At 62.7% G+C, this 24,509-nt stretch carries 19 protein-coding genes; 6 read left to right on the forward strand and 13 right to left on the reverse strand.

What is annotated here, in order from left to right:
• Positions 1-99 precede the first annotated feature (99 nt).
• The 9 genes from hflC to C2U47_RS05210 all read right to left on the reverse strand — a co-directional run bounded on the left by hflC (position 100) and on the right by C2U47_RS05210 (position 10,453).
• Positions 100-984 (reverse strand): protease modulator HflC, encoded by an 885-nt coding sequence (gene hflC, locus C2U47_RS05170; RefSeq protein WP_010673196.1) that lies wholly within the window; start codon positions 982-984, stop codon positions 100-102.
• Between the two features lie 3 nt (positions 985-987).
• Positions 988-2,139, reverse strand: coding sequence for an FtsH protease activity modulator HflK (gene hflK, locus C2U47_RS05175; protein ID WP_010673195.1), 1,152 nt, complete (start codon positions 2,137-2,139; stop codon positions 988-990).
• 93 nt (positions 2,140-2,232) lie between these two features.
• Positions 2,233-3,519 (reverse strand): ribosome rescue GTPase HflX, encoded by a 1,287-nt coding sequence (gene hflX / locus C2U47_RS05180; protein ID WP_010673194.1) that lies wholly within the window; start codon positions 3,517-3,519, stop codon positions 2,233-2,235.
• A 63-nt stretch (positions 3,520-3,582) separates the two neighbouring features.
• Positions 3,583-3,846, reverse strand: coding sequence for an RNA chaperone Hfq (hfq, locus tag C2U47_RS05185; protein WP_011704864.1), 264 nt, complete (start codon positions 3,844-3,846; stop codon positions 3,583-3,585).
• 72 nt (positions 3,847-3,918) lie between these two features.
• Positions 3,919-4,836 (reverse strand): tRNA (adenosine(37)-N6)-dimethylallyltransferase MiaA, encoded by a 918-nt coding sequence (gene miaA / locus C2U47_RS05190; protein WP_103261941.1) that lies wholly within the window; start codon positions 4,834-4,836, stop codon positions 3,919-3,921.
• A gap of 92 nt (positions 4,837-4,928) precedes the next feature.
• Positions 4,929-6,812 carry a DNA mismatch repair endonuclease MutL gene (mutL, locus tag C2U47_RS05195; RefSeq protein ID WP_043152557.1) on the reverse strand — a complete coding sequence of 628 codons (1,884 nt, stop codon included), beginning with the start codon at positions 6,810-6,812 and terminating at the stop codon, positions 4,929-4,931.
• 106 nt (positions 6,813-6,918) lie between these two features.
• Positions 6,919-8,469, reverse strand: coding sequence for an N-acetylmuramoyl-L-alanine amidase (locus C2U47_RS05200; RefSeq protein WP_103261494.1), 1,551 nt, complete (start codon positions 8,467-8,469; stop codon positions 6,919-6,921).
• On the reverse strand, positions 8,460-8,933 hold the full coding sequence (gene tsaE, locus C2U47_RS05205; RefSeq protein WP_045523780.1) for a tRNA (adenosine(37)-N6)-threonylcarbamoyltransferase complex ATPase subunit type 1 TsaE: 474 nt from the start codon (positions 8,931-8,933) through the stop codon (positions 8,460-8,462). Before tsaE ends, C2U47_RS05200 begins: the two co-directional genes overlap by 10 nt.
• A 17-nt stretch (positions 8,934-8,950) precedes the next feature.
• Complete coding sequence (locus tag C2U47_RS05210) at positions 8,951-10,453, reverse strand: NAD(P)H-hydrate dehydratase (RefSeq protein ID WP_103261942.1); 1,503 nt, start codon at positions 10,451-10,453, stop codon at positions 8,951-8,953.
• A 99-nt stretch (positions 10,454-10,552) separates the two neighbouring features.
• Here C2U47_RS05210 and queG point away from each other — a divergent pair, with 99 nt between their 5' ends.
• Positions 10,553-11,707: a tRNA epoxyqueuosine(34) reductase QueG gene (gene queG / locus C2U47_RS05215; RefSeq protein ID WP_103261495.1), complete on the forward strand. Its 1,155-nt coding sequence runs from the start codon at positions 10,553-10,555 to the stop codon at positions 11,705-11,707.
• A gap of 83 nt (positions 11,708-11,790) precedes the next feature.
• Positions 11,791-12,534, forward strand: coding sequence for a polyphosphate--glucose phosphotransferase (gene ppgK, locus C2U47_RS05220; protein ID WP_010673187.1), 744 nt, complete (start codon positions 11,791-11,793; stop codon positions 12,532-12,534).
• 52 nt (positions 12,535-12,586) lie between these two features.
• Here the strand turns inward: ppgK and C2U47_RS05225 are convergent, their stop codons facing one another.
• Positions 12,587-13,042 carry a hypothetical protein gene (locus tag C2U47_RS05225; RefSeq protein ID WP_010673186.1) on the reverse strand — a complete coding sequence of 152 codons (456 nt, stop codon included), beginning with the start codon at positions 13,040-13,042 and terminating at the stop codon, positions 12,587-12,589.
• 472 nt (positions 13,043-13,514) lie between these two features.
• Between C2U47_RS05225 and metN the strand changes: the two genes are divergently transcribed.
• The 4 genes from metN (at position 13,515) to rfaH (ending at position 16,837) form a co-directional block, all read left to right on the forward strand.
• Positions 13,515-14,558, forward strand: coding sequence for a methionine ABC transporter ATP-binding protein MetN (metN, locus tag C2U47_RS05230; protein ID WP_103261496.1), 1,044 nt, complete (start codon positions 13,515-13,517; stop codon positions 14,556-14,558).
• Positions 14,539-15,192, forward strand: coding sequence for a methionine ABC transporter permease (locus C2U47_RS05235; RefSeq protein WP_029313844.1), 654 nt, complete (start codon positions 14,539-14,541; stop codon positions 15,190-15,192). The genes metN and C2U47_RS05235 overlap by 20 nt, the downstream gene beginning before the upstream one ends.
• 28 nt (positions 15,193-15,220) lie before the next feature.
• Positions 15,221-16,021, forward strand: a complete 801-nt coding sequence (gene metQ, locus C2U47_RS05240) for a methionine ABC transporter substrate-binding lipoprotein MetQ (RefSeq protein WP_041211129.1) — start codon at positions 15,221-15,223, stop codon at positions 16,019-16,021.
• A gap of 315 nt (positions 16,022-16,336) precedes the next feature.
• Positions 16,337-16,837: a transcription/translation regulatory transformer protein RfaH gene (gene rfaH, locus C2U47_RS05245; RefSeq protein ID WP_010673182.1), complete on the forward strand. Its 501-nt coding sequence runs from the start codon at positions 16,337-16,339 to the stop codon at positions 16,835-16,837.
• A 167-nt stretch (positions 16,838-17,004) separates the two neighbouring features.
• Here rfaH and C2U47_RS05250 read toward each other — a convergent pair whose 3' ends face one another.
• The 3 genes from C2U47_RS05250 to C2U47_RS05260 are packed head-to-tail and all read right to left on the reverse strand — an operon-like array spanning position 17,005 to position 24,497.
• Positions 17,005-18,981 (reverse strand): methyl-accepting chemotaxis protein, encoded by a 1,977-nt coding sequence (locus C2U47_RS05250; RefSeq protein WP_103261497.1) that lies wholly within the window; start codon positions 18,979-18,981, stop codon positions 17,005-17,007.
• A gap of 37 nt (positions 18,982-19,018) precedes the next feature.
• Positions 19,019-20,230 carry an EAL domain-containing response regulator gene (locus C2U47_RS05255; RefSeq protein ID WP_041214588.1) on the reverse strand — a complete coding sequence of 404 codons (1,212 nt, stop codon included), beginning with the start codon at positions 20,228-20,230 and terminating at the stop codon, positions 19,019-19,021.
• Positions 20,223-24,497 carry a transporter substrate-binding domain-containing protein gene (locus tag C2U47_RS05260; RefSeq protein ID WP_043152545.1) on the reverse strand — a complete coding sequence of 1,425 codons (4,275 nt, stop codon included), beginning with the start codon at positions 24,495-24,497 and terminating at the stop codon, positions 20,223-20,225. The genes C2U47_RS05255 and C2U47_RS05260 overlap by 8 nt, the downstream gene beginning before the upstream one ends.
• Between the last annotated feature and the right edge of the window lie 12 nt (positions 24,498-24,509).

Genomic DNA, 24,509 nt, shown 5'->3' on the forward strand with positions numbered 1-24,509 from the left:
CAACCACTACGTCCACAAGCTGCCGGGATACCGGCAAGCCCCTGACCGCCAAACAAAAGGGCCTGAATCATCAGGCCCTTGGGTCATATCAACACATGTTTACTGCTTGTTGCCGTGCGGCGACTTGAGGTAGCGGAAGAACTCGCTGTCCGGTTTCAGGACCATGAGGTCGTTGCCACCGGCGAAGCTCTTGCGATAGGCCTCCATGCTGCGCACGAAACTGAAGAACTCCGGGTCCTTCTTGTAGCTGTCGGCATAGATCCTGGCGGCTTCGGCATCCCCTTCACCACGCAGTTGACGGGCATTACTCTCGGCGTCGGCGATCATCACGGTCACCTTGCGGTCGATGTCGGCACGCAGGATCTCGGCCTGCTCGCGGCCCTGTGAACGGTGTTCACGGGCAACCGCGGTCCGCTCGGCACGCATCCGCTGATAGATGGAGCTGGAAACTTCCACCGGCAGGTTGATCTGCTTGATGCGCACATCCACCACCTTGATGCCGAGCTCGGAGGAGCGCGCCATCTTCATCAGGGCATCTTCCATCACGGTACTGCGCTCGCCGGAGACGATGTCCTTGATGGTGCGGTTACCGATCTCGGAACGCAGGCCGTTGTTGATCTTGCGCTTGAGCAGGTCTTCAGCCTGGATCTTGTTGCCACCACCGGTCGCTAGGTAGTACTTGGAGAAGTCCTCGATTTTCCACTTCACGTAGGAGTCGATGATGAGGTCCTTCTTCTCGGACGTAACGAAGCGATCCGCCTGGCCTTCCAGGGTCTGGATGCGGGCATCCATCTTGCGTACCTGGTCGATGAGAGGCACCTTGAAGTGCAGACCCGGCTCGTACAGGCGCGGTTCACCGGAGTCGACCCGTTTCACCTTGCCAAACTGCACCACGATCCCCTTCTGTCCTTCATCGACGATGAAGATGGAAGAGAAGCAGACCATGGCGGCCACAGCGATGACACCAATAGCTAGCTTTTTCATCTATCAGTTTCTCCCTGTGCTGAAACGATCACCGCCACGCAGCGGGGTCGGAGTGGAGTTGGCCCCTTCGTTGGACGGCTGGGCCGCCTCGACTGCCGGGGTGCCCGCAGGACGTGCCGGTTGCACGGCATTCGCCTTGCCAGAGAGCTTGTCGAGCGGCAGGTAGATCATGCTGTTGTTGCCAGCCGGCATGTCGACCACCACCTTGTTGGCCTGCTGATAGAGCTCTTCCATGGTTTCCAGGTAGATACGATCACGGGTCAGCTCGGGCGCGGCCTGATACTGGGGCAGCAGCTCGTTGAAGCGAGCGACTTCACCCTTGGCCTTCAACACGATCTGGGACTTGTAGGCTTCGGCCTCCTGCTCCAGACGTTTGACCTGGCCACGAGCCTTGGGCTCCACTTCACGGGCATAGGCTTCCGCTTCACGGATGAAACGCTGCTCATCTTCCTGGGCGGAGATGGCGTCATCAAACGCATCCTTCACCTCTTCCGGCGGACGCGCCGGCAGGAAGTTGACGTCCACGATCTGCAGACCCATCTGATAGGGCTCGATGATGCTGTCGATCACCTGCCAGGTTTCCTGACGCACCTTCTCACGACCCGTGGTCAGCACATCGTCCATCCGGGTGTGACCCACCACGTAGCGCAGGGCGCTGTCGGTGGCCTGGCTCAGGCTCTCGTCGGCGTTGGTCACGCTGAACAGGTACTGCTCGGGATCGACCACCCGATACTGCACGTCCATCTCGACCCGCACCACGTTCTCATCCTGGGTCAGCATGAAACCGGACGCCGGCAGGGAACGGACAGACTCCACGTCCACCGGGATCACCCGGTCGATGAAGGTCGGTTTCCAGCGCAGGCCGGGATCCACGTTGTGGGAGTATTCGCCAAAGCGCAGCACCACGCCCCGCTCGGCTTCGCGAATGGTGTAGAAGCCGCTGACGACCCACACCACCACGGCCACCACCAAGGCGATGGAGAGGCCGAACTTGCCGACGTCACCACCACCGGATTTGCCACCACCGAGCAGACCGCCAAAACGACGGCTCACCTTGCGAAGCATCTCGTCCAGATCAGGGGGGCCCTGATTCTTGCCGTTGTTCCCCCAGGGGTCACGGTCTTTGCCATTGTTACCAGGCTCATTCCAAGCCATCAGCGTCTCCATTAATACATGCGGATGGATATCATCTCTATCGGGCCACAGAGGAGCGATGAAATCAGCAAACCATTTATGTTCATCGACCCATCAATGCCTGATAAAGCGTTGTAAACTCTCACCTTCTTGTTTCATGAGGCGGTTCCAGTCAGCCAGTTGCAGGCGAACTTCCAGCACAAAGTCCCCCTCCTCGCTGAAACCTTCCTGCTCGATACCTTTCAGCCGATAGAGCGCACTGCGCAGTCTGGCGGCGGAAGGGGGCAGTTGCAGGGTGTGATGCACCATGGAGCCGGCCAGCAGTTCAGTCAGTGCCTGGAACAGGTATTCACTGCCCTCGCCAGTCTGGGCCGACAACCAGACTCGCACCGGTCGCCCAGCCTCATCCCGTTCAAGACCAGCCGGACGATCCCCCAGCTTGTCGATCTTGTTGCAGATCATCAGTTGGGGACGGTCATCCGCCTCGATCTCGGCCAGCACACGCTGGACCGACTCGATATTCTCCTGCATCTGTTCATCGGCGCAGTCCACCACATGCAGCAGCAGGTCCGCTTCGCGAGTCTCCTGCAGGGTCGCCTTGAAGGCCGCGACCAGATCATGGGGCAAGTGCCGAATAAATCCAACTGTATCCGCCAGGATCACATCACCCACATCCTGGATCACCAATTTGCGCAGGGTGGGGTCCAGGGTTGCGAACAATTGGTCGGCAGCATACACGCTGGCATCTGTAAGTTGGTTGAACAAAGTGGATTTTCCGGCGTTGGTATACCCCACCAGAGAAACGGTCGGCACTTCGTTGCGGTTGCGGGCACGGCGCCCCTGCTCCCGCTGCTTGGCCACCTTGTCGAGGCGGCGCAAAATGGCCTTGATGCGCTCACGCAGCAGGCGTCGGTCGGTTTCAAGCTGGGTTTCACCCGGGCCGCGCAGACCGATCCCCCCCTTTTGTCGCTCAAGGTGGGTCCAGCCTCGCACCAGACGAGTGGAAAGATGGCGCAACTGGGCCAGTTCGACCTGCAACTTGCCTTCGTGAGTGCGGGCGCGCTGGGCGAAGATATCGAGGATAAGACCAGTCCTGTCCACGACCCGGCACTGGAACAGACGCTCCAGGTTGCGCTCCTGGGCAGGGGTCAGAGCATGGTTGAAGATGACCACGTCGGCGTCCAGCATCTGGACCTGGGACGCGATCTCTTCCGCCTTGCCGCTGCCGACAAAAAATTTGGCGCTGGGTGCGCTGCGACTGGTGGTGATCACCCCCAGTGCATTGACCCCGGCCGAGCTCACCAGCATCTTGAGCTCGTCCAGATCCTCCCGCTCGCCCTCATCGCTGAAGTTGACATGTACCAGAACGGCCTGTTCACCAGCTTCGTAACGGTCAAACAAGCGCTTGCTCCTTGACAGGTATCATGATGGATCTGAGTTGGCGAGTGAACTCGCCGCAGGATATCACGCCTCGGCTTCACCCTGCTCTTCACCGGCGGCGCCCGGGGCGTGCTGGTGATGGTTGACGGCACGGGCCGGCACCACGGTGGAAATGGCGTGCTTGTAGACCATCTGGCTCACGGTGTTCTTCAGCAGAATGACAAACTGGTCAAACGATTCGATCTGACCCTGCAGTTTGATGCCGTTCACCAAATAGATAGAAACAGGAATACGCTCACGGCGCAGCGCATTCAAAAACGGGTCTTGGAGAGATTGCCCCTTAGCCATCTTTCTTTTCCTTATAGTTTGTTGTTTTTAAACACCGGATATTCAATATAACAACCTGATTATACAGGAGTGTCAAGCCGGACCAGCTTGGGCGACGACCCTGGCCAGATTGCCAGACTCACCAGATTCCAACCAGGTCACATCAGGCCAACCGCGCAACCAGGTCATCTGACGCTTGGCCAACTGGCGGGTGGCAACAATGCCGCGATAACGCATCTCATCATACTCCACTTCCCCCGCCAGGTAGTCCCACATTTGGCGGTATCCCACGCAGCGAATGGAGGGAAGATCCGGGGTGAGATCCCCCCGCTCGTAAAGCACCCTGACCTCCTGCTCGAAGCCGCTGCCCAGCATCTTGTCAAACCGCTGTTCGATGCGCTGGTGCAGCACGGCCCGATCCCTCGGCGCGATGGCAAACTGCAGCGCCCGGTAGGGCAGCCCCTCTCCCTGTACCTGGGTCAGCTCGGTGAGGGTCTTGCCGCTGATGCGGTAAACCTCGAGCGCCCGGCACAGGCGCTGGGGATCGTTGGGGTGGATGCGGGCACCGGCCACCGGGTCGATGCGCACCAGTTCGTCGTGCAGCGCCTGCCAGCCGAGGCGGGCAGCCTCTTCCTCGATGCCGGCCCGCACGGCAGGATCGGCGGAAGGCAGTGGAGAAAGCCCCTCCAGCAGCGCCTTGAAATAGAGCATGGTGCCGCCCACCAGCAGCGGAATGCGGCCACGGTCGGCGATCTCTTTCATCTCCCGCAGGGCATCCTTGCAAAAATCCGCCGCCGAATAGCTCATGGCGGGATCCAGGATGTCGATGAGCCGGTGCGGGGCCTGCGCCAGCTCGGCTGGCGTCGGCTTGGCGGTGCCTATGTCCATGCCACGATAGATGAGCGCGGAGTCCACGCTGATGATGTCGCAGGGCAGGGCCTGGCACAGTTCAATGGCGAGATCCGTCTTGCCGGAGGCCGTCGGCCCCATCAGAAAAATTGCAGTCGGCAAGTCAGCCACGTTAAACACTCCCTTCGGCCGCCCCTTCACGGGCGAGCCGGCATAAAACTGGTCATATGGATGCAACAGACGACGAGACGCCGTCAGTTGCCATCGGCAAACTCGGCCAGCACGTTCGCCAGCGACAACGGGCGCACCATGCGAACGTCTGCCAGTTGGTCACTGAAATCGGCAACAAGTTCCGTCAACAACCGGGTGGCAGTGGCAAAATCGTATATTTTTTCAGCACTTATGCCTTGTTCCACCAACCACTGGCATAGTACTCCAGCCTGCGCGTCGGCATCACTGTCAGATCCGCTCTCGACCAATTGCAACAATTCGGGTAAGAGGCGGGCCAGATCGGTCTGGCGCAGCAGGGCGGGCACCCGAGTCAGGATCATGGTGTCGCGTCCCCCGCTTTTCAACTCCAGCCCCATGCGTTTGAGCAGACGTTCCCGCTCCTCCACCAGGGCGACCAGGTTTTTCGGCAGCTTGAAGGAGACCGGCAGCAACAGAGGCTGGGCCGCCAGCCCCTGGCCCCAGGCATCCAGCAGCCAGTGGCGCAACAACAGACGCTCGGCGCGCACCAGGGAGAGCAGCGCCAGTTGCCCCTGACGCTCCATCAGCAGATAGGCCTGCTCGACCAGGCTCAGGGCGCGCCACTCCCCCGTTCGGGCTGGCGTCTCGACGGCACCGCTCTCGGCTCCGGGCCGGGATGCCGGCGTCGCCACCTCGGGCAGGGTGGTAAGCAAGGCGCCCATGCCTCGCATCGCGGCCCGGCTCGGGGGTTCGGGAGGCTGGTAGTGTCCTCCCCTGCCACCACCGCCTTCCCGCACGCCGTCGCCATCTCGCGCAGGGGCAGGAGCCCGATAGCCGTGTTCGGCACCGTACCACTCGGTGCGCGGCGCCTGACCCGGATAGGTGATCTCCGGGCTGCCCGGCAGCTCGACCTGGGTCTCGGCCAGGGGGGCATCGGTGGCGCTCCCTGCCCCGTCCTGGCGCAGTGCGGTAAACAGCGCCTGGAAGATGAAATCGTGGATGAGACGCGCCTGATGGAAACGCACTTCGTGCTTGGCCGGATGGACGTTGACATCCACCTGGCGGGGATCCAGCTCGATATAGAGCACATAGGCCGCGAAGCGATCGGCGGGCAGCAGCTCGTCATAGGCCTGGCGAATGGCGTGATTGATGAGCTTGTCCCGCATCATGCGGCCATTGACATAGGTGTATTGCAGGTCGTTCTGCGGCCTGGCTCCTGCCGGGGTGGCCAGCCAGCCCCACAACCGCACGTCGCTGTGTTCGCTCGATACCGCCAGGGCATGGTGCATGAAGGGGGAACCGCAGACGGCGGCGAGGCGGCGCTCCTGCTCCGCCACCGTGTTGGCCGCCTTGTACTGGCGCACCACCTTGCCGTTGTGGCGCAGGATCAGGGTAGCGTCGAAGCGGGAGAGCGCGATGCGGCGCACCAGTTCGTCGATGTGGGCAAATTCGGTCTTTTCGCTGCGCATGAACTTGCGCCGCGCCGGGGTGTTGAAGAAGAGATCCACCACCTCCACCGTGGTGCCCACCGGGTGGGCTGCCGGCTTGACGGTGACGCTCATCTCACGCCCTTCCGCCTGGGCCTGCCAGGCCTCGCTCTGCTCTGCCGTGCGGGAGGTGAAGGTGAGGCGGGAGACGGAGCTGATGGAGGCAAGCGCCTCCCCGCGAAAGCCCAGGCTGTTGATCCCTTCCAGATCGTCCAGGGTCGCCACCTTGGAGGTGGCGTGGCGCGACAGCGCCAGCACCAGCTCATCCCTGGCGACACCGCAGCCGTTGTCACGAATGCGGATAAGCTTGGCGCCTCCCTTGTCGATGTCGATCTCGACCCGGTCAGCCCCCGCATCCAGGCTGTTTTCCACCAGTTCCTTCACCACGGAGGAGGGCCGCTCCACGACCTCACCAGCAGCAATCTGGTTGGCCAGAATCGGCGGCAATATACGGATTGGCATCGCTTGCTCCTGCAGATGAAAAAGGGGAAGAGGTGGACCTGGCGCCATCAACGCTCACCGCCCCTCCCTGCCATCGGCAGAGAAGGGCTGCGTTCTTCAGCCCGCGCTATTTTCGCGGAATATAGAGCACCTGCCCTATCTGGATGTCCCGTGACTTGAGCTTGTTGATCTCCACCAGTCGCGCCTGACTCACCCCATGTTTTTCGGCGAGCCGGGAGAGACTCTGGCCACGGGTGACCACGTGGCGGATCATGTTGGACTTGTCGTTGCTCTGCACGCTGGCTACCGGCGCACTCGGCTCCTGGGCTGCGACCTTGTAAGGTTTGATCACGCCGGCACCGGAGGCGCTGCCGACACTGCTGACCGGGGCGCCGCCCTCACCGACGCGATAGGGCTCGCTCGCCGGCATCCGGTTGGTCACGACCTGCTGCGTTGGCTGGGCAGCCGGCTTGCTGACAGCGACCGGCTTGCTGGCAGGCGCCTGACGCGGTGGGGCGGCAACCTGCCCCTTGCCGGTGAGCATGGGCCCCTTGGTCGGGTGGCTGCGGTAATAGTTGCGGATCCCCTCGAAGATGGCCCGGGCCAACTGATCCTGATAGCTGGCGGTGGCCAGCAGCTTCTCCTCGGCGTGGTTCGAGATAAAGCCCGTCTCCACCAGTACAGAGGGGATGTCCGGCGCCTTCAGCACCGCCAGACTCGCATGTTCCGGCGCCTTCTTGTGCAACCGGGCCACCCTGCCCATGGAGCGCAGGATCTGGCGGCTCACCTCATAACCTTCGGCCCTGGACTTGTCCATGGAGAGATCCAGGAAGGTCTGTGCCAGATAGGGGTTGGGATCGGATTCGGCCAATACCTTGCCGACGCCGCCGAGCAGCTCACCCTGCTTCTCCTGCTTCTCGAGCCAGCTGCCCATCTCGCGGTTGGCACGGTTGGTCGACAGCACCCAGACGGACGCGCCGCGCGGGGTCGAGTTGTGGAAGCTGTCGGCGTGCACCGACACCAGCAGATCCGCCTTGGCCTTGCGGGCGATCTCGGAGCGCTTGTTCAGGTCGACGAAGTAGTCGCCGCGCCGGGTCAGCACGGCACGCATGCCGGGCTCGCGATCGATGAGGGCCGCCAGCTTCTGCGACACCGACAGGGTCACCCGCTTCTCGTAGGTGCGGCGCGGGCCGATGGAGCCCGGGTCTTCCCCGCCGTGACCAGGATCGATGGCGATGACGATGGCCTTGCCCTGTCCCCCGACGGGCGCGGGTTGTGCCGCCGCGCTGCCCTTCTCTTCGTAGGGCAGATCGATCACCAGCCGGTGGCCATAGGGACCGGCCGGCGCCAGCGGGAAGACCACTGGCTTGATGGCAGAGCCGAGATCCAGCACCAGGCGCAGGCTGCCTTGTTCAAGGGGCGTGCTCTCGCGGATCTTGCGCACCAGCTCGCTCTTGTTCTCGATGCGGGCCAGGTTGGTGGCGTTGCTCGCCCCTTTCAGGTCGATGACCAGACGGTTCGGACCGGTCAGGGTGAAGTAGTTGAAATTGGGGGCGCTGCTCATGTCGAGCACCACCCGGGTGTTGTCCGGTGATGGCCACACCCGCACACTCTTGAGCTGATTGGCCCAGGTGGGCAATGCCATCAGGGAGAGAACAAAGACAAGGATCACGCGCACTGAGATGACAACCGTTCCAGAATGGCTTCGCCGATAGCAGTGCGGGCATCAATCTGCACCTCGCGCTGCTCGTTTGCATAACTCAGGGTGATCTCGAGATCCGGGGCTGGCAGCCAGCCCTCGCCCTTCTCTGGCCACTCCACCAGGCAAAGGGTATCGGCGGCGAAATAGTCGCGAATGCCCATGAACTCCAGCTCTTCCGGGTCGGCCAGTCGATAGAGATCGAAGTGATAGACCTGCCACTGGGCAAGCTCATAGGGCTCCACCAGGGTATAGGTCGGACTCTTGACCTTGCCCTCATGACCCAGTCCCTGTACCCAGCCTCGAGTCAGGGTGGTTTTGCCGGCCCCGAGGGCACCGTGCAGAAATACCGTGGTGGCCTGCTGGCACGCCTTTGCCAGACGGCCACCCAGCGCCACTGTTGCTGCCTCGTCCGGCAGTGTCATCATCAAGGTTTTTGCCATGTTCTTCTTGTTACTTGTTACTGTGTCGGATTGACCAGACGACGGATCCAGGGCAGCAGATCCGATGCCAGCATGCCCCTCTCACCCTCGGCGGCGGCCAGATCGGCGGCCTCTGCGTGGATCACGGCCCCGAGTCGGGTGGCCATGCCCGCGGACCAGCCCTGAGCCAGGAGGGCGGCGATTATACCAGACAAGAGGTCACCCATGCCGCCACTGGCCATGCCGGGGTTGCCCTCGTCGCACAGGGAAATACGCCTGCCGTCGCAGATGAGCGACCCCGCCCCCTTGAGCAGCACCACGCCACCGTAGCGCTGTTGCAGCCGCGAGACGGCCGCAAACCTGTCCCCCTCGACCTCGGCGATGGTGCAGCCCAGCAGGCGAGCCGCCTCCCCGGGGTGGGGTGTGAGCACCCAATTATCCTGATGACGGGGGGCCTGCGCCAGCCAATTCAATCCATCGGCGTCCAATACCAGTGGCACGGCGGCTCCGATGCCCTGTTCGAACCGGTCCCGGCCCCACTCATCCTGACCGAGCCCGGGGCCCAGTACCTGCACCGATGCCCACCCTTCATCCATGTCCGCCGGGCATCCCATCAGCTCGGGTTGAACCAGGCTGGCCGCAGGGCAATCCGGGTGCTGGCGCAGGCGTACCAATCCCGCCCCCGCCCGCAGACAGGCCTGACCCGCCAGCAGGATGGCCCCCTGCATCCCGAGGTTCCCCCCCGTCAGCAGTACCTTGCCGCTGTGTCCCTTGTGAGCCGAGCGCCTGCGCGGGGTCAGCAACCCCTTGAGGCTGGGATAATCGATCCGCTCGGCAGCGGGAACCCGTTCCTCCCCCGGCGTCACTCCCAGGGGATCCCGGTCGAGGTGGCCGACTCCGTCTACCCCGTCGGCGGTGTGCATGCCCTGCTTGATGCCGATGAAAGTGAGGGTGCGGGTGGCGCGCACCAGTGCGCCCATGGCGCGGCCGGTGTCGGCATTGAGACCGGAGGGGAGATCCACCGCCAGCACGGGCGCGTTCAAGCCATTGATTGTTGCGACGATCTTTGTCATTGACGAGGAGAGGGGAAGCTGGACACCGGTACCGAGCAGTGCGTCTATGACCAGATCCGGCGGCGGCAGCGTGGCGGGCAGCAGATCCTCGGCCATGGTCACGCTCCCCCCCGATGCGAGCCACTCTTCGGCAGCCCGCCTGGCATCTCCCCTCAGCAGGCCGGGAGCCCGGGCAGCAATCACCAGAGGCTCGAGGCCGATGCGCCGGGCAAGGCGGGCCAGCACGTAGCCATCCCCACCGTTGTTGCCAGGGCCGACGAAGATCCACCACTGACGGCTGTCGGGCCAGTGGTGACAGGCATAGTTGCACAGCGCACTCCCGGCCCGCTCCATCAGCACATAGAGGGGCAACCCCTCCTGCTCGGCCCAGCGCCGTTCCATGCTGCGGATCTGCTCGGCCCGCCACAGGGGTTGTGCTAGACTCTCCCACTCATTTTTGCGGATAGCGTCCCCGAACACCTCTACCATGACGGCCCCCACGTTTCATCATCCCATGACCCGGCAACTGGCACGCCATATTGCCGCCCTGCGCCTGCCACACTCCTGCAGGCAGAGGGGGGATGCTGCATGACGGCTGCCGAACTTGCGCAACTGGCCCACGATATCAAGCTCTGGGCAAGGGAGCTAGGATTTGACCAGGTCGGCATCGCCGACACCGACCTCACCCTGGAAGAGCCAAGGTTGCAGGCCTGGCTGGATGCCGGTTATCACGGCACCATGGACTACATGGCGCGCCACGGCATGATGAGGGCCCGCCCCCACGAGCTGTTGCCGGGCACCTTGCGGGTCATCTCGGTGCGGATGAACTATCTGCCGTTCGAGGCGGGCTTTGCCGCCACCCTGCGCGATCCCACCCTCGGCTACATCAGCCGCTATGCCCTCGGCCGCGACTACCACAAGGTGCTGCGCAACCGGCTCAAACAGTTGGGGGAGCGCATCGAGCTGCGGTGCGAAACCCTGTTGCAGGCGGCGGGACAAACCCTGGGCGAGTGGCGCCCCTTCGTCGACTCGGCCCCTATTCTGGAAAGGCCGCTGGCGGCCAAGGCGGGCCTTGGCTGGGTGGGCAAGCACTCGCTGCTGATCAACGAGTCCGCCGGCTCCTTCTTCTTTCTGGGAGAATTGCTCATCGCCCTGCCGCTGCCCGTGGATGCCCCGGTGGAGAAGGAGCTGTGTGGCAAGTGCGTGGCCTGCATCAATATCTGCCCCACCGGTGCCATCATCGCCCCCTATGTGGTAGACGGACGGCGCTGCATCTCTTATCTCACCATCGAGAATGACGGCCCCATTCCCGAGGAATTCAGGCCGCTCATGGGCAATCGCATCTATGGCTGTGACGACTGCCAGCTCATCTGCCCCTGGAACCGCTATGCCAATGCCAGCCCGGAGCCCGACTTCAGCCCGCGCCCCAATCTGCACCGCCCGCCCCTCTTGACCTTGTGGGGCTGGAGCGAGGCCGAATTTCTCAAACACACGGAAGGCAGCCCCATCCGCCGCATCGGCTATCAGCGCTGGCGCCGCAACCTGGCGGTGGCCCTTGGCAACGGACCGGCCAGCAGCGAGGTCCTGGCCGCCCTGCAACAGGCGCTGCCTGAGGCGGCGCCCATGGTGGCCGAGCATATCGAGTGGGCGCTGGCGACCCTGGCCAGGCGTCAGCAGGAAGAGAATAAAAAGACGCGATTGCTGATCCGCTGCATCGAAAAAGGTCTGCCGGATCACGCATAAGTGATCTGGCACTTGCCGGATCGCAGCCATTTTTTCATGCTCTGCCGACCATTGAACATCGGCACAATAAAAGGAAGATTCTGATGCAGATGCTGGGAGTAGATATTGGGGGGTCCGGGATCAAGGGCTGCCTGGTCGACACCGAAACCGGGGAGCTGATTGGCGAACGCCACCGCATCGCCACACCGCAACCGGCAACCCCGGCCGCCGTGGCACACACCCTCAAGGCGCTGGTCGAGCACTTCCAATGGAAGGGTCCCGTGGGGTGCGGTTTTCCCGCCACCATCCACAACGGCATCGCCAAGAATGCCTCCAACATCGACAAGAGCTGGATTGAGACCGATGCCGCCCACCTGTTTGCCGATGTGACCGGCCTGCCCTGCCATGTCCTGAACGACGCCGATGCGGCCGGTCTGGCGGAGATGCGCTTTGGCACCGGGCAGGATCGCCAGGGGGTCATCATTCTCATCACCGTCGGCACCGGCATCGGTACCGCCGTCTTCGTCAATGGCCAGTTGCTGCCCAATACCGAACTGGGTCACCTGATGCTGGAAGGCATGGTGGCCGAACACTATTGCTCCGATGCGGTGCGCAAGCGCGAGGATCTTTCCTGGGGCCGCTGGGGCAAACGTTTCAACAAATACCTGGCTCGCCTGGAGTTTCTGTTCTCCCCCGACCTCTTCATCCTGGGGGGCGGCAGCGCCGCCAAGCTCGACAAGTTCATCGACAAGATTGAGACCCGGGCTCCCCTGGTGGCGGCCGCGAACCTCAACCAGGCCGGCATCATAGGCGCCGCCCTCTATGGCGCGGCCCGGCAAGGGGGCTGACCGCCAGCAACATCAGAAGACCCGGCCCGTGCCGGGTCTCTCTCATCCGGGCTCAGAGATCGTCGAGGCGATGAGCACCGTGTACCAGACGGGTCAGGCGGGATTGGGCCATGGAGGCCAGGGCTTTCAGCAGCGCCGCCGTGTCGGGCGTGGGGCACTCCCGGGCCAGACGTTCCAGCTCGCCGATGAGCCTCTCCTCCTGGCGTGACACCAGGGCCACTATCTCCGCGGGCTGGGTTGTGGCGGGCAGCGCCAGACGATCCCCCTCGGCCAGCAGATCCTCGCCAAACCCCTGATCCAGCCAGGTCTCCTTCACCGCGCTTCCCATCTGCTCGCGATAATCGTGCAGATGAGCCGCCGCGGCATCCTCCCGCCCTTGCAGATAGGCCAGCAACATTCTGCTGCGCTCAGCATCCACCCGGGGGATCTGGCGCCCGTAAATGTGCCCTTGCCGATGATGAAGCTCCTCGAGATAGAGCATCAGGTCCTTGATCTGTTGGAATCGCATCTCGCCCCCCTCCTGGCATCCACCTGCAGCCAGTATAGGGAGCTGGCATGTCGACACGGCCACAAACTGGTCATTTATTGTTCTGCATCAAGGAGATGGAAAAGAAAGCAGGAAAAGAGACGGCAGGAGGAAGGGGAAGCCGGCAGCGATGCTGCCCGGACGACCGGGCACCTTGTCCGAAGGGGAGACATCAAATCGACGACATAAAAGATATTTACCAGCTTATATTCGGACCAATGTCATCAAATCGGAATCTTATATTGATACTGGTGGTTATACCTCCACACCATAGTCAAATGGCGGGAATCCTTATCCATTTTTTAGACGTCTAGACGTAAAAACATGCGTTGACACAGCCATCCGGACATCTTAGCATCATCCTCCATGATGACAGAGCTACCCAGTGAAACCTCTGCCCAATTTACCCGCCTGTAGCGCCCTGTGCTTTAAGGCTGTTAGCACGGAAGAATCCATGATTAAGTTGATCGGTCTCAACAAAGTCTACGGTAAAGGCAGTGATGCCGTGCACGCCCTGCGTGACGTGAGCCTGCATGTGCCCCAAGGCAAGATCTTCGGGGTGATCGGTGCCTCCGGTGCCGGCAAGAGTACCCTCATCCGCTGCGTCAACCTGCTGGAGCGCCCCACCGAGGGGCAGGTCATCGTCGATGGCCAGGACCTGGTCGCCCTCAGCGAGCGGGATCTGACTCAGGCTCGCCGCCAGATCGGCATGATCTTCCAGCACTTCAACCTGCTGGCCTCTCGCACCGTCTCCGCCAACATCGCCTTCCCGCTGGAGCTGGCGGGCTGGAGCAAGGACAAGATCCAGAGCCGGGTCAGCGAACTGCTGGCCCTGGTCGGGCTGGAAGCCCGTGCCCACGCCTATCCGTCCGAGCTCTCCGGCGGGCAGAAGCAGCGCGTCGCCATCGCCCGTGCCCTGGCACCGGCTCCCAAGGTCCTGCTGTGTGACGAGGCCACCTCGGCCCTCGACCCGCAGACCACCCGCTCGATCCTGACCCTGCTCAAGGAGATCAACGTCAAGCTGGGGCTCACCATACTGCTCATCACCCACGAAATGGACGTGGTGAAGGGGATCTGCGACGAAGTGGCCATCATCAGCGACGGCCATCTCATCGAGCAGGGGGAAGTGGCCTGGTTCTTCAGCAATGCAAAGACCCAGCTGGCCCGGGATTTCATCCACTCCACCATCCACCTGGAAGTGCCCCAGGAGTATCAGGATCGGATGAGTGCCGAGCGGGTGCCCGGCAGCTATCCCCTGGTGAAGCTCGGCTTTACCGGGACCACGGTGGATTCGCCGCTGATTTCCGAGGCGAGCCGCCGTTTCAACATCGACATCAGCATCCTGAGCGCAGACATCGAATACGCCGGTGGCGTCAAGTTCGGCTTCCTGCTGGCGGAACTGTTCGGGGACGAGGCCCAGTGCGAGGCCACCCAGCAGTTCCTCATCGACAACCACATTCAGCTGGAGGTAATGGGTTATGTCCGAAGCAATGATTAATCTGCTGATTTCGGCTCTGGGCGACACCCTCATCATGGTGTTTGCCTCCGCCCTGTTCGGCTGCCTGCTCGGCCTGCCGCTCGGCGTGGCGCTGCACGTGACCAAGGCGGGCCAGATCCTGGCCAATCCGCTGCTCAACAAGGTCCTGGGCGTCATCGTCAACGTCGGTCGCTCGGTGCCCTTCATCATTCTGCTGGTCGCCATCATTCCGTTGACCCGCTTCATCGTCGGCACCAGCATCGGCACCATCGCCGCCATCGTGCCGCTGACCGTGGGCTGTATTCCCTTCATCGCCCGCCTGGTGGAAGGGGCCCTGATGGAGGTGCCTGACGGCCTGCTGGAAGCGGCCAAGGCCATGGGGGCCAAACCCCTGCAAATCATCGCCAAGGTGCTGCTGCCCGAGGCCCTGCCGGGGATCCTCAACAGTGTCATCATCACCCTCGTCACCCTGGTGAACTACTCCGCCATGGCAGGTGCCATCGGAGGCGGTGGTCTCGGTGATGTGGGTATTCGCTACGGCTACCAGCGTTTCGATCCCACCGTCATGCTGGTCACCGTGGTCATTCTGGTGGTGCTGGTTCAACTCATCCAGAGCGCGGGTGAGCGCCTGGTCAAACAATGTGATCATCGTTAATCGTCGATTTCTGACAGGAGGTTTTTTTATGAAATTGGGCATCAAATCCGCAGCAGCTGCGCTGCTGGCAACCCTGGTACTGGTCGGTTGCGGCCAGAAGGAAGAGAACAAGACCCTGAAGGTGGGCGCCATCGCCGGTCCCGAGACCGAGCTGGTTGAGACCGCGGCCAAGGTGGCCAAGGAAAAATACGGCCTGACCGTCGAAGTGGTCACCTTCTCCGACTACGTCACCCCGAACGTGGCCCTGAACGACGGCAGCGTCGACGTCAACGCCTTCCAGCACAAGCCCTACCTGGATGCCCAGATCCGTGATCGCGGCTTCAAGCTGGTGCCGGTCGGCAACACCTTCGTCTACCCGATCGCCGGTTACTCCAAGAAGGTCAAGGCCCTGTCCGAGCTGAAAGACGGTGCCCAGATCGCGGTGCCGAACGATCCGACCAACCTGGGTCGTTCCCTGATCCTGCTGGAGAAGCAGGGCCTGCTGACGCTTAAAGAGGGTGCCGGTCTGGAAGCGACCGTACTGGACATCGCCAGCAACCCGCGCAACTTCAAGATCGTCGAGCTGGAAGCCGCACAACTGCCGCGCTCCCTGGAAGACGTGGATCTGGCCATCATCAACAACACCTTCGCCGGTCAGATTGGTCTGACCCCGACCGAGAACGGCCTGTTTGTCGAAGACAAGGAGTCCCCCTACGTCAACCTGATCGTTGCTCGCGAGAACAACAAGGACGACGAGAAGGTCAAGGAGTTCGTCCAGTCCTTCCAGACCGACGAGGTCTTCAAGAAGGGGACCGAGCTGTTCAAGGGCGGTCTGGTGAAAGGTTGGTAATCACTCACTCTGGAAAAAAGGCCACGTCAAGCGTGCAATGCTGTTCACTTAAGAGAATTTGAGTTCCAGTCCACGTAGTATCAGGACAAAAAATCGAGGGAGGCATGATGCCTCCCTCTTTCTATTGCAAGCCCCGCTGGATAAAGGCTGGAGGAAGATCGACTGGACACAGCCTTGCCCCCTCAACTCAAATCCAATTTATGAATAATCAGTCAAAAAAGTGCTTATCTGAACAGCATTGACGTCAAGCGTGGCCTTTTTTTTTACCCCCGTTATCATAGCCACAAGCACGGCAACACGAAAAACAGAACAACAATGAAAAAATGGTATCTGGCCTACTGCAAACCCAAGGAAGAGGCCCGCGCCCGCGCCCATCTGGCAGCCCAGGGCGTTGAATCCTATTACCCCATGGTCGAGATTGAAAAACTGCGGCGAGGCAAGCGCGTGCCCCAGCGCGAGCCCATGTTCCCCAACTACCTCTTCATCTACGTGGATCTGGAAGAGGTCACCCCGGTCACCCTGAAATCGACCCGGGGCATCAGTCGCATCATCCACTTCGGCAAGGAGTGGACCCCAGTCAGCAGCCAGCTGATCTACCGGCTCATGAGCCGGGACGACAGCGACGAGGCGCGCGCCAGCTATGCCCGCCTGCCGACCCAGGGAGACAAGGTACTTATCGAATCCGGCCCCCTCGCCGGGTTTGAAGCCATCTATCTGGAACCGGATGGCGAAAAGCGGGCCATCCTGCTGGTCAACCTGCTCAACCAGGAGACCTGCAGCAGCTTCGAAAACCAGGCCTTCCGCCGCCTGGAGTGACCCGTCCTGCCGGCAGAAAGAGCCACAGGGCAGTACACAAGACACCATCCCCCAGCTTCCGAACGGTCAGGACCGCACCTGCGGCGTGCATCCTTCCACCACCAGGTTTTCGGGCCGAAAAAAACGGGGCAGACCCAGAGGTCTGCCCCGTTTTTCTCTCACTTGCGTCAGGCATCCAGTTCGAAGCGGCTGATGGCCGATGTCAGTCTCCCGGTCTCCCGGGTCAGGCGGGCGGCGATCTGCTCCCCCTGCTGGCCATGCTCGCTGGACTGATGGCTGAGCCCGGCAATCTCCTCCACCGTGCCCGCCACCTCCTGCGCCGCCCTTGACTGCTGCTCGGTGGCGGTGGCGATGGCGGCAAGCTGGCCGCTGAGATCCTGCACCAGCGTCGCCATCGACTCCAGAGTCTCGGTCACCGAGGCCACGGCGCCGCGCCCCTGCTCCACCAGCAGGGTGCCGCTGCCCACGGTATCCGCGGTCTCCCGGGTCTGCTGCTGGATGCTGGCAATGGTCTGGTTGATCTCCATGGTCGATGCGCTGGTGCGGCTGGCCAACTGCCTCACTTCATCGGCCACCACGGCAAATCCCCGTCCCTGCTCACCGGCCCGCGCCGCCTCGATGGCCGCATTGAGTGCCAGCAGATTGGTCTGCTCGGCGATAGTGGCGATCACTTCGGTGACCCTCCCCACCTGCTCGCTCTGGCTGCTGAGCTGCGTCATCGCCTGGTTTGCCTGGGCAATCATGGCACCAATCTGCGCCATGGTGGTCCCCATGCGGGCGAGGGCCTGCTCTCCCTCCCTTGCCTGTTGCTCGGTCTGGCGAGCCGCTCCCGCCGCGTCCGCAATGTTGCCCGCCACATCCCGGGTACTGACCGACATCTGCTCGATGGCGGCTGCCACCGCATCGAGCCGCTGGTTCTGGCTCGCCAGATCATCCACGATGGCATTGGTGGTCTGGCCCACCTCGCGGCCAGCCCCTTCCACCTGACCGACCGCCCCCTGGATCTCCCCCACCAGCTCGCGCAGCTGTGCCGACATTCGGTTGATGGAGCCCGTGAGCCCTCCCAGCTCATCCTGACGAAGCACGGGCAAGGGGGTGACGGGGAGGCGGCCATCGGCCACCAGGCCCGCCCGTTTCACCAGGCTGGCGATGTCCCGGGTCAGGCGCCGGCTGAACAGCAGGGCCACCAGGGTACCCAGCAGGATGACGCTGGTGGTGGCCAGCAGCAGGGTGCGATGAATGGTCTGACTGGCGGCCGCCATCTCCCCCGCCATCTTGTCCACCTCGGCACGGGTATGGGTCACCTGGGTCGCCAGCTGATCCGCCAGCCGGGTCAGGGCGGGCTCTATCTCGGTGGCCATCAGGTGGTTGGCCCTGTCCCAGTCCGGGGCCTGGCGCTTCTCGATCACCTGACCGACCAGCTCTGCAAAGGGGGCTGACATCTCTTCAAAGAGCGTCCAGAGCCCCTTTTGTGCCTCGGTGAAGTTGGCCTCTTGCTGTTTCAGCTCGGCCACCCGCTGCTGGTGAAACTGGTAGTAGTCCCGGTACTTGTCCAGGTACTCCTTCTCCCCCGAGATGAGGAAATCCCGCAGGGCGGAGAGCGCATTGCCCAGGCTGTTGTAGGCATCCCCCACCTGCTTGAGCAGCAGGCGCCTGTCACCGGGCAACGTCGCCTGGGGCGTCGCCACCTCTTCATTGGCAAAAGACTGCAACTGATCGAGGGCCGATTCCGCCAGGGGGCCGGCCTCGAGCAGCATCAGGGTGTGGGCGGGCAGGTTCTCTTCGGTGTGAGCCAGGGCCCACACCTGTGACTGTGCCCCCTTGAAACCCTTGAGTGCCCGGGTCAGGTCGGGGGTGAAACGCTGGCGCTCGATGGCGTACCAGGCTTCTTCCCACTCCTGTTTGATGCGATCACCCTGTGCCGGATCCTTGCCGAGGATGAGATAGGCCCGCAGGGATGAAACGGTGGCAATCAGGGCTTTCTGGCTCGCCTCGTCCCGCTGCAGGGCGGGCAGGGCCTGGGCCAGCAAGGCATCTTGCGAGCCTTCGATCCGGCCGAGCTGATGATAGACAAGGGCGGAGGAGAGAATGATGAGCAGGTTGATAAAACAGAAGCTCAACAACAACTTGCTTGATATTTTCATGGCCATCCTTGGAATTCGTCGGGCATCCTGCCCGGGATTAGCGTCTGATGAGCGCGGGCAAACGAGCCTGCCAACCCTGATGCCACCCCATCAGCTCCTCGCGGGGCATGGGGCGGGCGGAGAAGAAGCCCTGGCATTGATCGCACCCCAGCTTCGCCAGCAATTGCCAGGTCGCCTCATCTTCGACCCCCTCGGCCACCGATTTCAAGCCCAACTTGCGAGCCAGCTCGATGCTGGACTCGATGATGGCTAGGCGAGAGGGATCTTCATAGCAGCGATCCACGAAGGATCTGTCCAGTTTCAACTCGGTAAAGGGGAGCAGGGCGAGCTGCTGCATGGAGGAGTAGCCGGTCCCGAAATCATCGATGGAGAGACCAAAACCGTGCATCCGCAAGCGGGTCAGCACCTCCAGCGATTTGCCGAGATCCTTGACGAAGGCGCTCTCGGTCACTTCGAGGGTGATGAGCTCGGGGTTGATGCTCCAGCGCTGGCAGTGGCTGAGCAGGGTGTTGCACAGATCCCCCTCGATGAGGGAGGTGGTGGAGAGGTTCATCGACAGGTTCAGGGAGAGCCCGGTCTTCTCCCACAAGTGGCCGTCCCGCAGCGCCTTGCCGATGATCACCTCGGTGAGCGGGTCGATGAGCCCGTTGTGCTCCGCCAGCGGGATGAAACGGGCCGGCGAGATAAGGCCATATTCGGGGTGCTGCCAGCGGGCAAGCGCCTCCATGCCGAGCCACTCCCCGTTGTGAAAACCCACCTTGGGTTGATACCAGGGCAGCAACTGGTCCTGATCCAGCGCCCGGCGCAGCTCATCCAGGGTCAGGTGATAACCATCCTCTTCCTGGCTGCGCACCTGCTGGGGCCGCCAGGCACCGATGAGCTGCGCGATCTGCTGGGGAGACGCGGGTTTCTCGATGCGCCCCAGCACCTGCAGGCCATAGGCCCGGCTCATGCGCAGCACGGCATCGACCACGTCATCCTCCAGGGCGCTGCACAGCACAATGCCGCCGCGGAACCCGCCAAGGGAGAGGCGGCGCAGCAGCGCCATGCCATCCATGCCCGGCATGCGCAGATCGCAGAACAGGATGTCGACCCTGTGGTGCTGGCACTGTGCCAGCGCCTCCTCCCCGTCCTGCGCCTCCAGCAGGTTGCCGTAGCCCAGTCCGCGGATCTGGTGCATCAGGGCCTTGCGCTGGAAGTTGTGATCCTCCACCACCATGATCGCCAACTCATGCCGTGCGCTATTCATCGAGCCATAACCCCGTTTCACCTCTGATAGAGTCCATCAATGCCTGTACCGCCCTGGCCAGGTCATCGAGCTTGTCCAGTTGTTTCAATCTGGCCGCCGCCTCCAGCCGGGCCGCCTCCTCTGCCAATGCCTGCTGTCCTACCATGCGCGCGGCCCCCTTGATGCGATGTGCCGTCTCCACCAGCGCCTGGGTATCCTGGCTGGCCAGCGCCAGCCTCATGTCCTCGCCATCCTGCTCGTTGGCTTCCAGGTATTCGCTGGCCATGCTGCGTGCCACCGCTTCATCCCCGAACAGGGTCAACCAGCTTATGCCTGGCAGCTGAACCCTGGCTTGCCGGGGCGCCTCCGAGGCGAGCTGTTCTTCCTGAGTCGGCAACCAGCGTCCCAGGGTCTGGCTCAGGGCATCCAGGCTGTAGGGCTTGAACAGCATGTCGTTCATGCCGGCATCACGCATCTGCTGGCTCGCCTCCTCAGAGGTATCGGCCGTCACCCCGATAATGGGAGCACTGTTCCCGGCATCCCGCAAGGCTCGCGTGAGGGCATAGCCATCCATCACCGGCATGTGGCAGTCGGTCAGCAGCAGGGCGAAGTCCTGCCCCTGCCAGGCGCGCAGCGCTTCCTCGCCATCTTCCACCACCTCGGATTCGAGCCCCAGGATAGCGAGCTGCCTCGTCAGCAATGCCCGGTTGACGGGGTGATCATCCGCCACCAGCACCCGTCCCCTGAGCTTCTCCCCCTCCATCCCCTTCGACTGGCTCGCCTGCTGGTTGAACAGTGACTGGCAGGTTTCCAGCAACAGATCGGGGTAGAGAGGCGATTGTCCCAGTCGCCACCAGGCGTCGCCCCCCATTCGCCCCCGCAGGGCCTCATGGGGAGAGAGTACTATGCCCTTGAGGTTCGAACGCTGCAAACAGGCCAGCCAGTCACTGCCAAGGGCCTGTTCCAGGTGATTCTCCTGCGCCAGCAGATGCCCCTCGAGGGGCTGCTGCCAATGGTGTGCCTCCATGCGAACCAGTCTGGCACCCAGCCTGACCATCACTGATTCCAGCCCCTCATCCTCCCCAAACCACCACCATACCTGACCGGTCAGGGGCGGCGCTTCCCACTGGCACTCGGCCAGGGGCAGCGTGAAGGTCACGCAGGTGCCCATTCCGGGGGTACTCTCCAGGGTCAGGCTACCCCCCATTTTCTGGGTGAGTTGATGACAGATGGCAAGCCCGAGCCCGGTGCCGCCAAACCGGCGATTGGTGTCGGACTCCACCTGCTTGAACGGGATGAAGAGGGTGCGCTGCTGCTCCAGGGCGATGCCTATCCCGGTATCCCGGATCCGGAAGGCCAGCCGGTCGTCTTCATAATCCACCTGGATGGCGATCGCCCCCGCCTCGGTGAACTTCACCGCGTTGTTCAACAGATTGGAGATCACCTGCCCCACCCTGATCCCGTCGATGCAGGCCAGATCCGGCACAGTCTTCCCCCACCGCAGCGTCACGTTGAGCCCCTTGCCATAGGCCAGGGCCGCATGTCCCCGGATGACATCGCAAATCACCGAGGTCAGGCGGCAGTGATGGGGGTGCAGTTGCAACTGCCCGGCTTCCATCTTGGAGAAGTCCAGGATGTCGTTCACCAGATAGAGCAGATGGTTGGTGGAGGTCGAGATATTGCGCAACATGTAGCGCTGATCGTCGTCCAGCGCACTCATTTGCAGCAGCTCCAGCATGCCGTGCATGCCGGAGATGGGAGTGCGAAGTTCATGACTCATGGTGGCGAGGAAGCGGCTGCGCGCCTGGGTCGCCTCCTCCGCCACCCGCCTGGCCTGGCGCAGCTCCAGCTCCTGGCGCTTGAGCTTGGTGATGTCCTGCACCACGCCGTTCAATATGACCCCTTCAAGCCCCTCCTGGTGAACGAAGTGACCACGGATCTGCAAATAGCCCGCCTCCCCCTGGCGCCGGATCTCCACCTCGAGATCAAGCGGCTGCATGCTCAGGGCATGACGATCCACCGTGGCCACGAAGTCCTGGTGCGCCTTGCCTGTCAGCCCCAGGATGGAGGCACCGGTGACCGCCATGCCGGCATGCTCCTCTTCGACCCCCACCATCTCCCTGACCCCTTGCGAGGTGTAGAGGAAGTGCCCCTTGCCCGGCCCAAGCCAGTGATACTGATAGACCAGACCCGGCATGCTGTCGGTGATCTGGGTCAGCCGGGTCTGCGCCTCCTGGGCCGCAAACCGCGCCTGCTCCAGCTCGGTCACGTCGGTCAGCACGGTCAAGATCCCGAGCCGCTTGTCATCGGGCCCCGCAAAGAGCCGCTTGGTGTAGATCATCTGGTGCAGGCGATCGTCATCAAACCGGATCTCGCCCCGTCCATGAAGCTCCTCTCCGCTCTCCCAGACGCTGGCATCCTCCTCCATCACCCTGGCGCGGATCGACTCAGGCAATCGATCCTGGAGCAAACGCTCATAGGAGCCCGTCAGGTTCTCCCCGCCGAGGAACATCTGCCGATACGCCCGGTTCGTCATTGCCACTTCATAGCGCTCGTTGGTCAGCACCACCTGGTTGGGCAGGGCATCCAGCATCATCTGGACAAACACCAGCTGCTCCTCGAGCCGCCGCTCGGCCTCCCGCCGCTGGCTGATCTGGCGGCGCAACGTCCGGTTCCAGCCCATGAACAGCAAGAGGCAGAGCAGGAAAATGCCGCCGCCGAGGGAGGACCAGAGCAGCACCGTCTTCGGATCCAGTCCCGTCTGTATGGTCAGGGAGAGCCACTTTTTCTCCAGGGCGGAGAGCTCGTCGGGGGGAATGGCGATCAGCACCTTGGTGAGGATCTGCTGCAGCATGGGATCCTGCAACTGGGTCGCCATGGCGATGGGTACCCGCAGGTCGCTGCCGGAGAAGACCACCTGGTAGCGGTCGCTGAATCCCTTTTGCAGCGACTGCTCCAGGGTGGTGGTGCTCATCAGCACATAGTCGACCTTCTGCTGGTCCAGCAGGGGCAGCAATTCGGCATCGCTGGCCACCGGCACGGCGATGGCCCCCACCTCGTTCAGCAAGACCTGCTCCACCGAGCCCCCTACCATGCCCACCCTGTGCCCTTTCAGTGCCCTGGCGGCGGTGAGCTCGGCCATCCCCTGCCTCGCCACGACCACCCGGTTGATCGACGCGTAGTTGGGGGTAAACCGGGCAAACTGCTGACGCTCCGCGGTGGGAGTCATGGCCGGGATGAGATCCAGCTTGCGATCCTGGAAGAGCGCCATGCTCTGGGCCCAGCTCCGGGTCGGCACCAGGGTGAACTGAAGCCCGGCACGCTGGCTCATCAGTGTCAGCAGATCGGCAATGAGCCCCTTGAGCCGCCCCCTGTCGTCCACCTCGCTCATCCCGGGCCAATCCGGGGCAACCCCGTAGCGGATGACCGGATGTGCTTGCAACCACGCCTGCTCCTGCGGATTGAAGACGATCTCCCTGCTCCTTTTCACCAGGGCATAGTCGAGGATGTCCCCCGCCTCCAGAATGGCGCGACGCTCGAGGGGAGAGATGTCCTCGAGGGCCCGCTCCAGCAATCCCTGCAAGACATCATTCCTGGGTGCCACGGCCATGGCGAGGGAGGTATCCCTCATCCAGTCGATCCTGGCCAGCGCCATGCCCGCCATGGCTTGCAGCCTGTTCAGCATGGGCAGCTCGGCCAGATAGGCATCCGCCTTGCCCTCCTTGAGCATGAAGATCGCCTCGTCCCGGCTGTCGGCCGTGATTAGGTTCGAGATCCCCAGGCGCAGCAGCTCATCGCAGGCGCTGACACCGAAGACGCAGACCCAGCGCACCCCATAGGCCTCTTCCAGAGAGAGGCTCTCCCGCCCCCCCGTCAACAGCACGGCCCGGGGCAGTGCCATCAGCTCGGAGGTAAATTGCATCTGCAGGGTGCGGGTCGGGCTCGGTGCCACCCCGATCAACATGTCGACCTTGCCATCCAGCAAGGCCTGCTGGACCGCCGCATTGTTGGCATAGGCACGGTAGCGAAGGCTCACCCCCAGCCTGGCTGCAATCTGGGAGGCGAACTCATCGAGGGGGCCGGTGAAGTTGCCGCGCCCATCGGTATAGACATAGGGTGGCCAGGCCGCCGAAGGCATGCCGACGACCAGTTCATCATGGGTGGCAAGCCAGTGCAGTTCGTCCAGGGTGAAGTTGCTCTGGTCCAGTTGCGCCGGCGCAGCCGCAACCATCAGGCTCCAGAAAGCCAGACCACATAGCAGGATGAGACGACAGCAGCGGCGGAACATTATCAACTCCCA

This window comes from Aeromonas sp. ASNIH7, from assembly GCF_002903485.1.
Taxonomy (GTDB): Bacteria; Pseudomonadota; Gammaproteobacteria; order Enterobacterales; family Aeromonadaceae; genus Aeromonas; species Aeromonas caviae.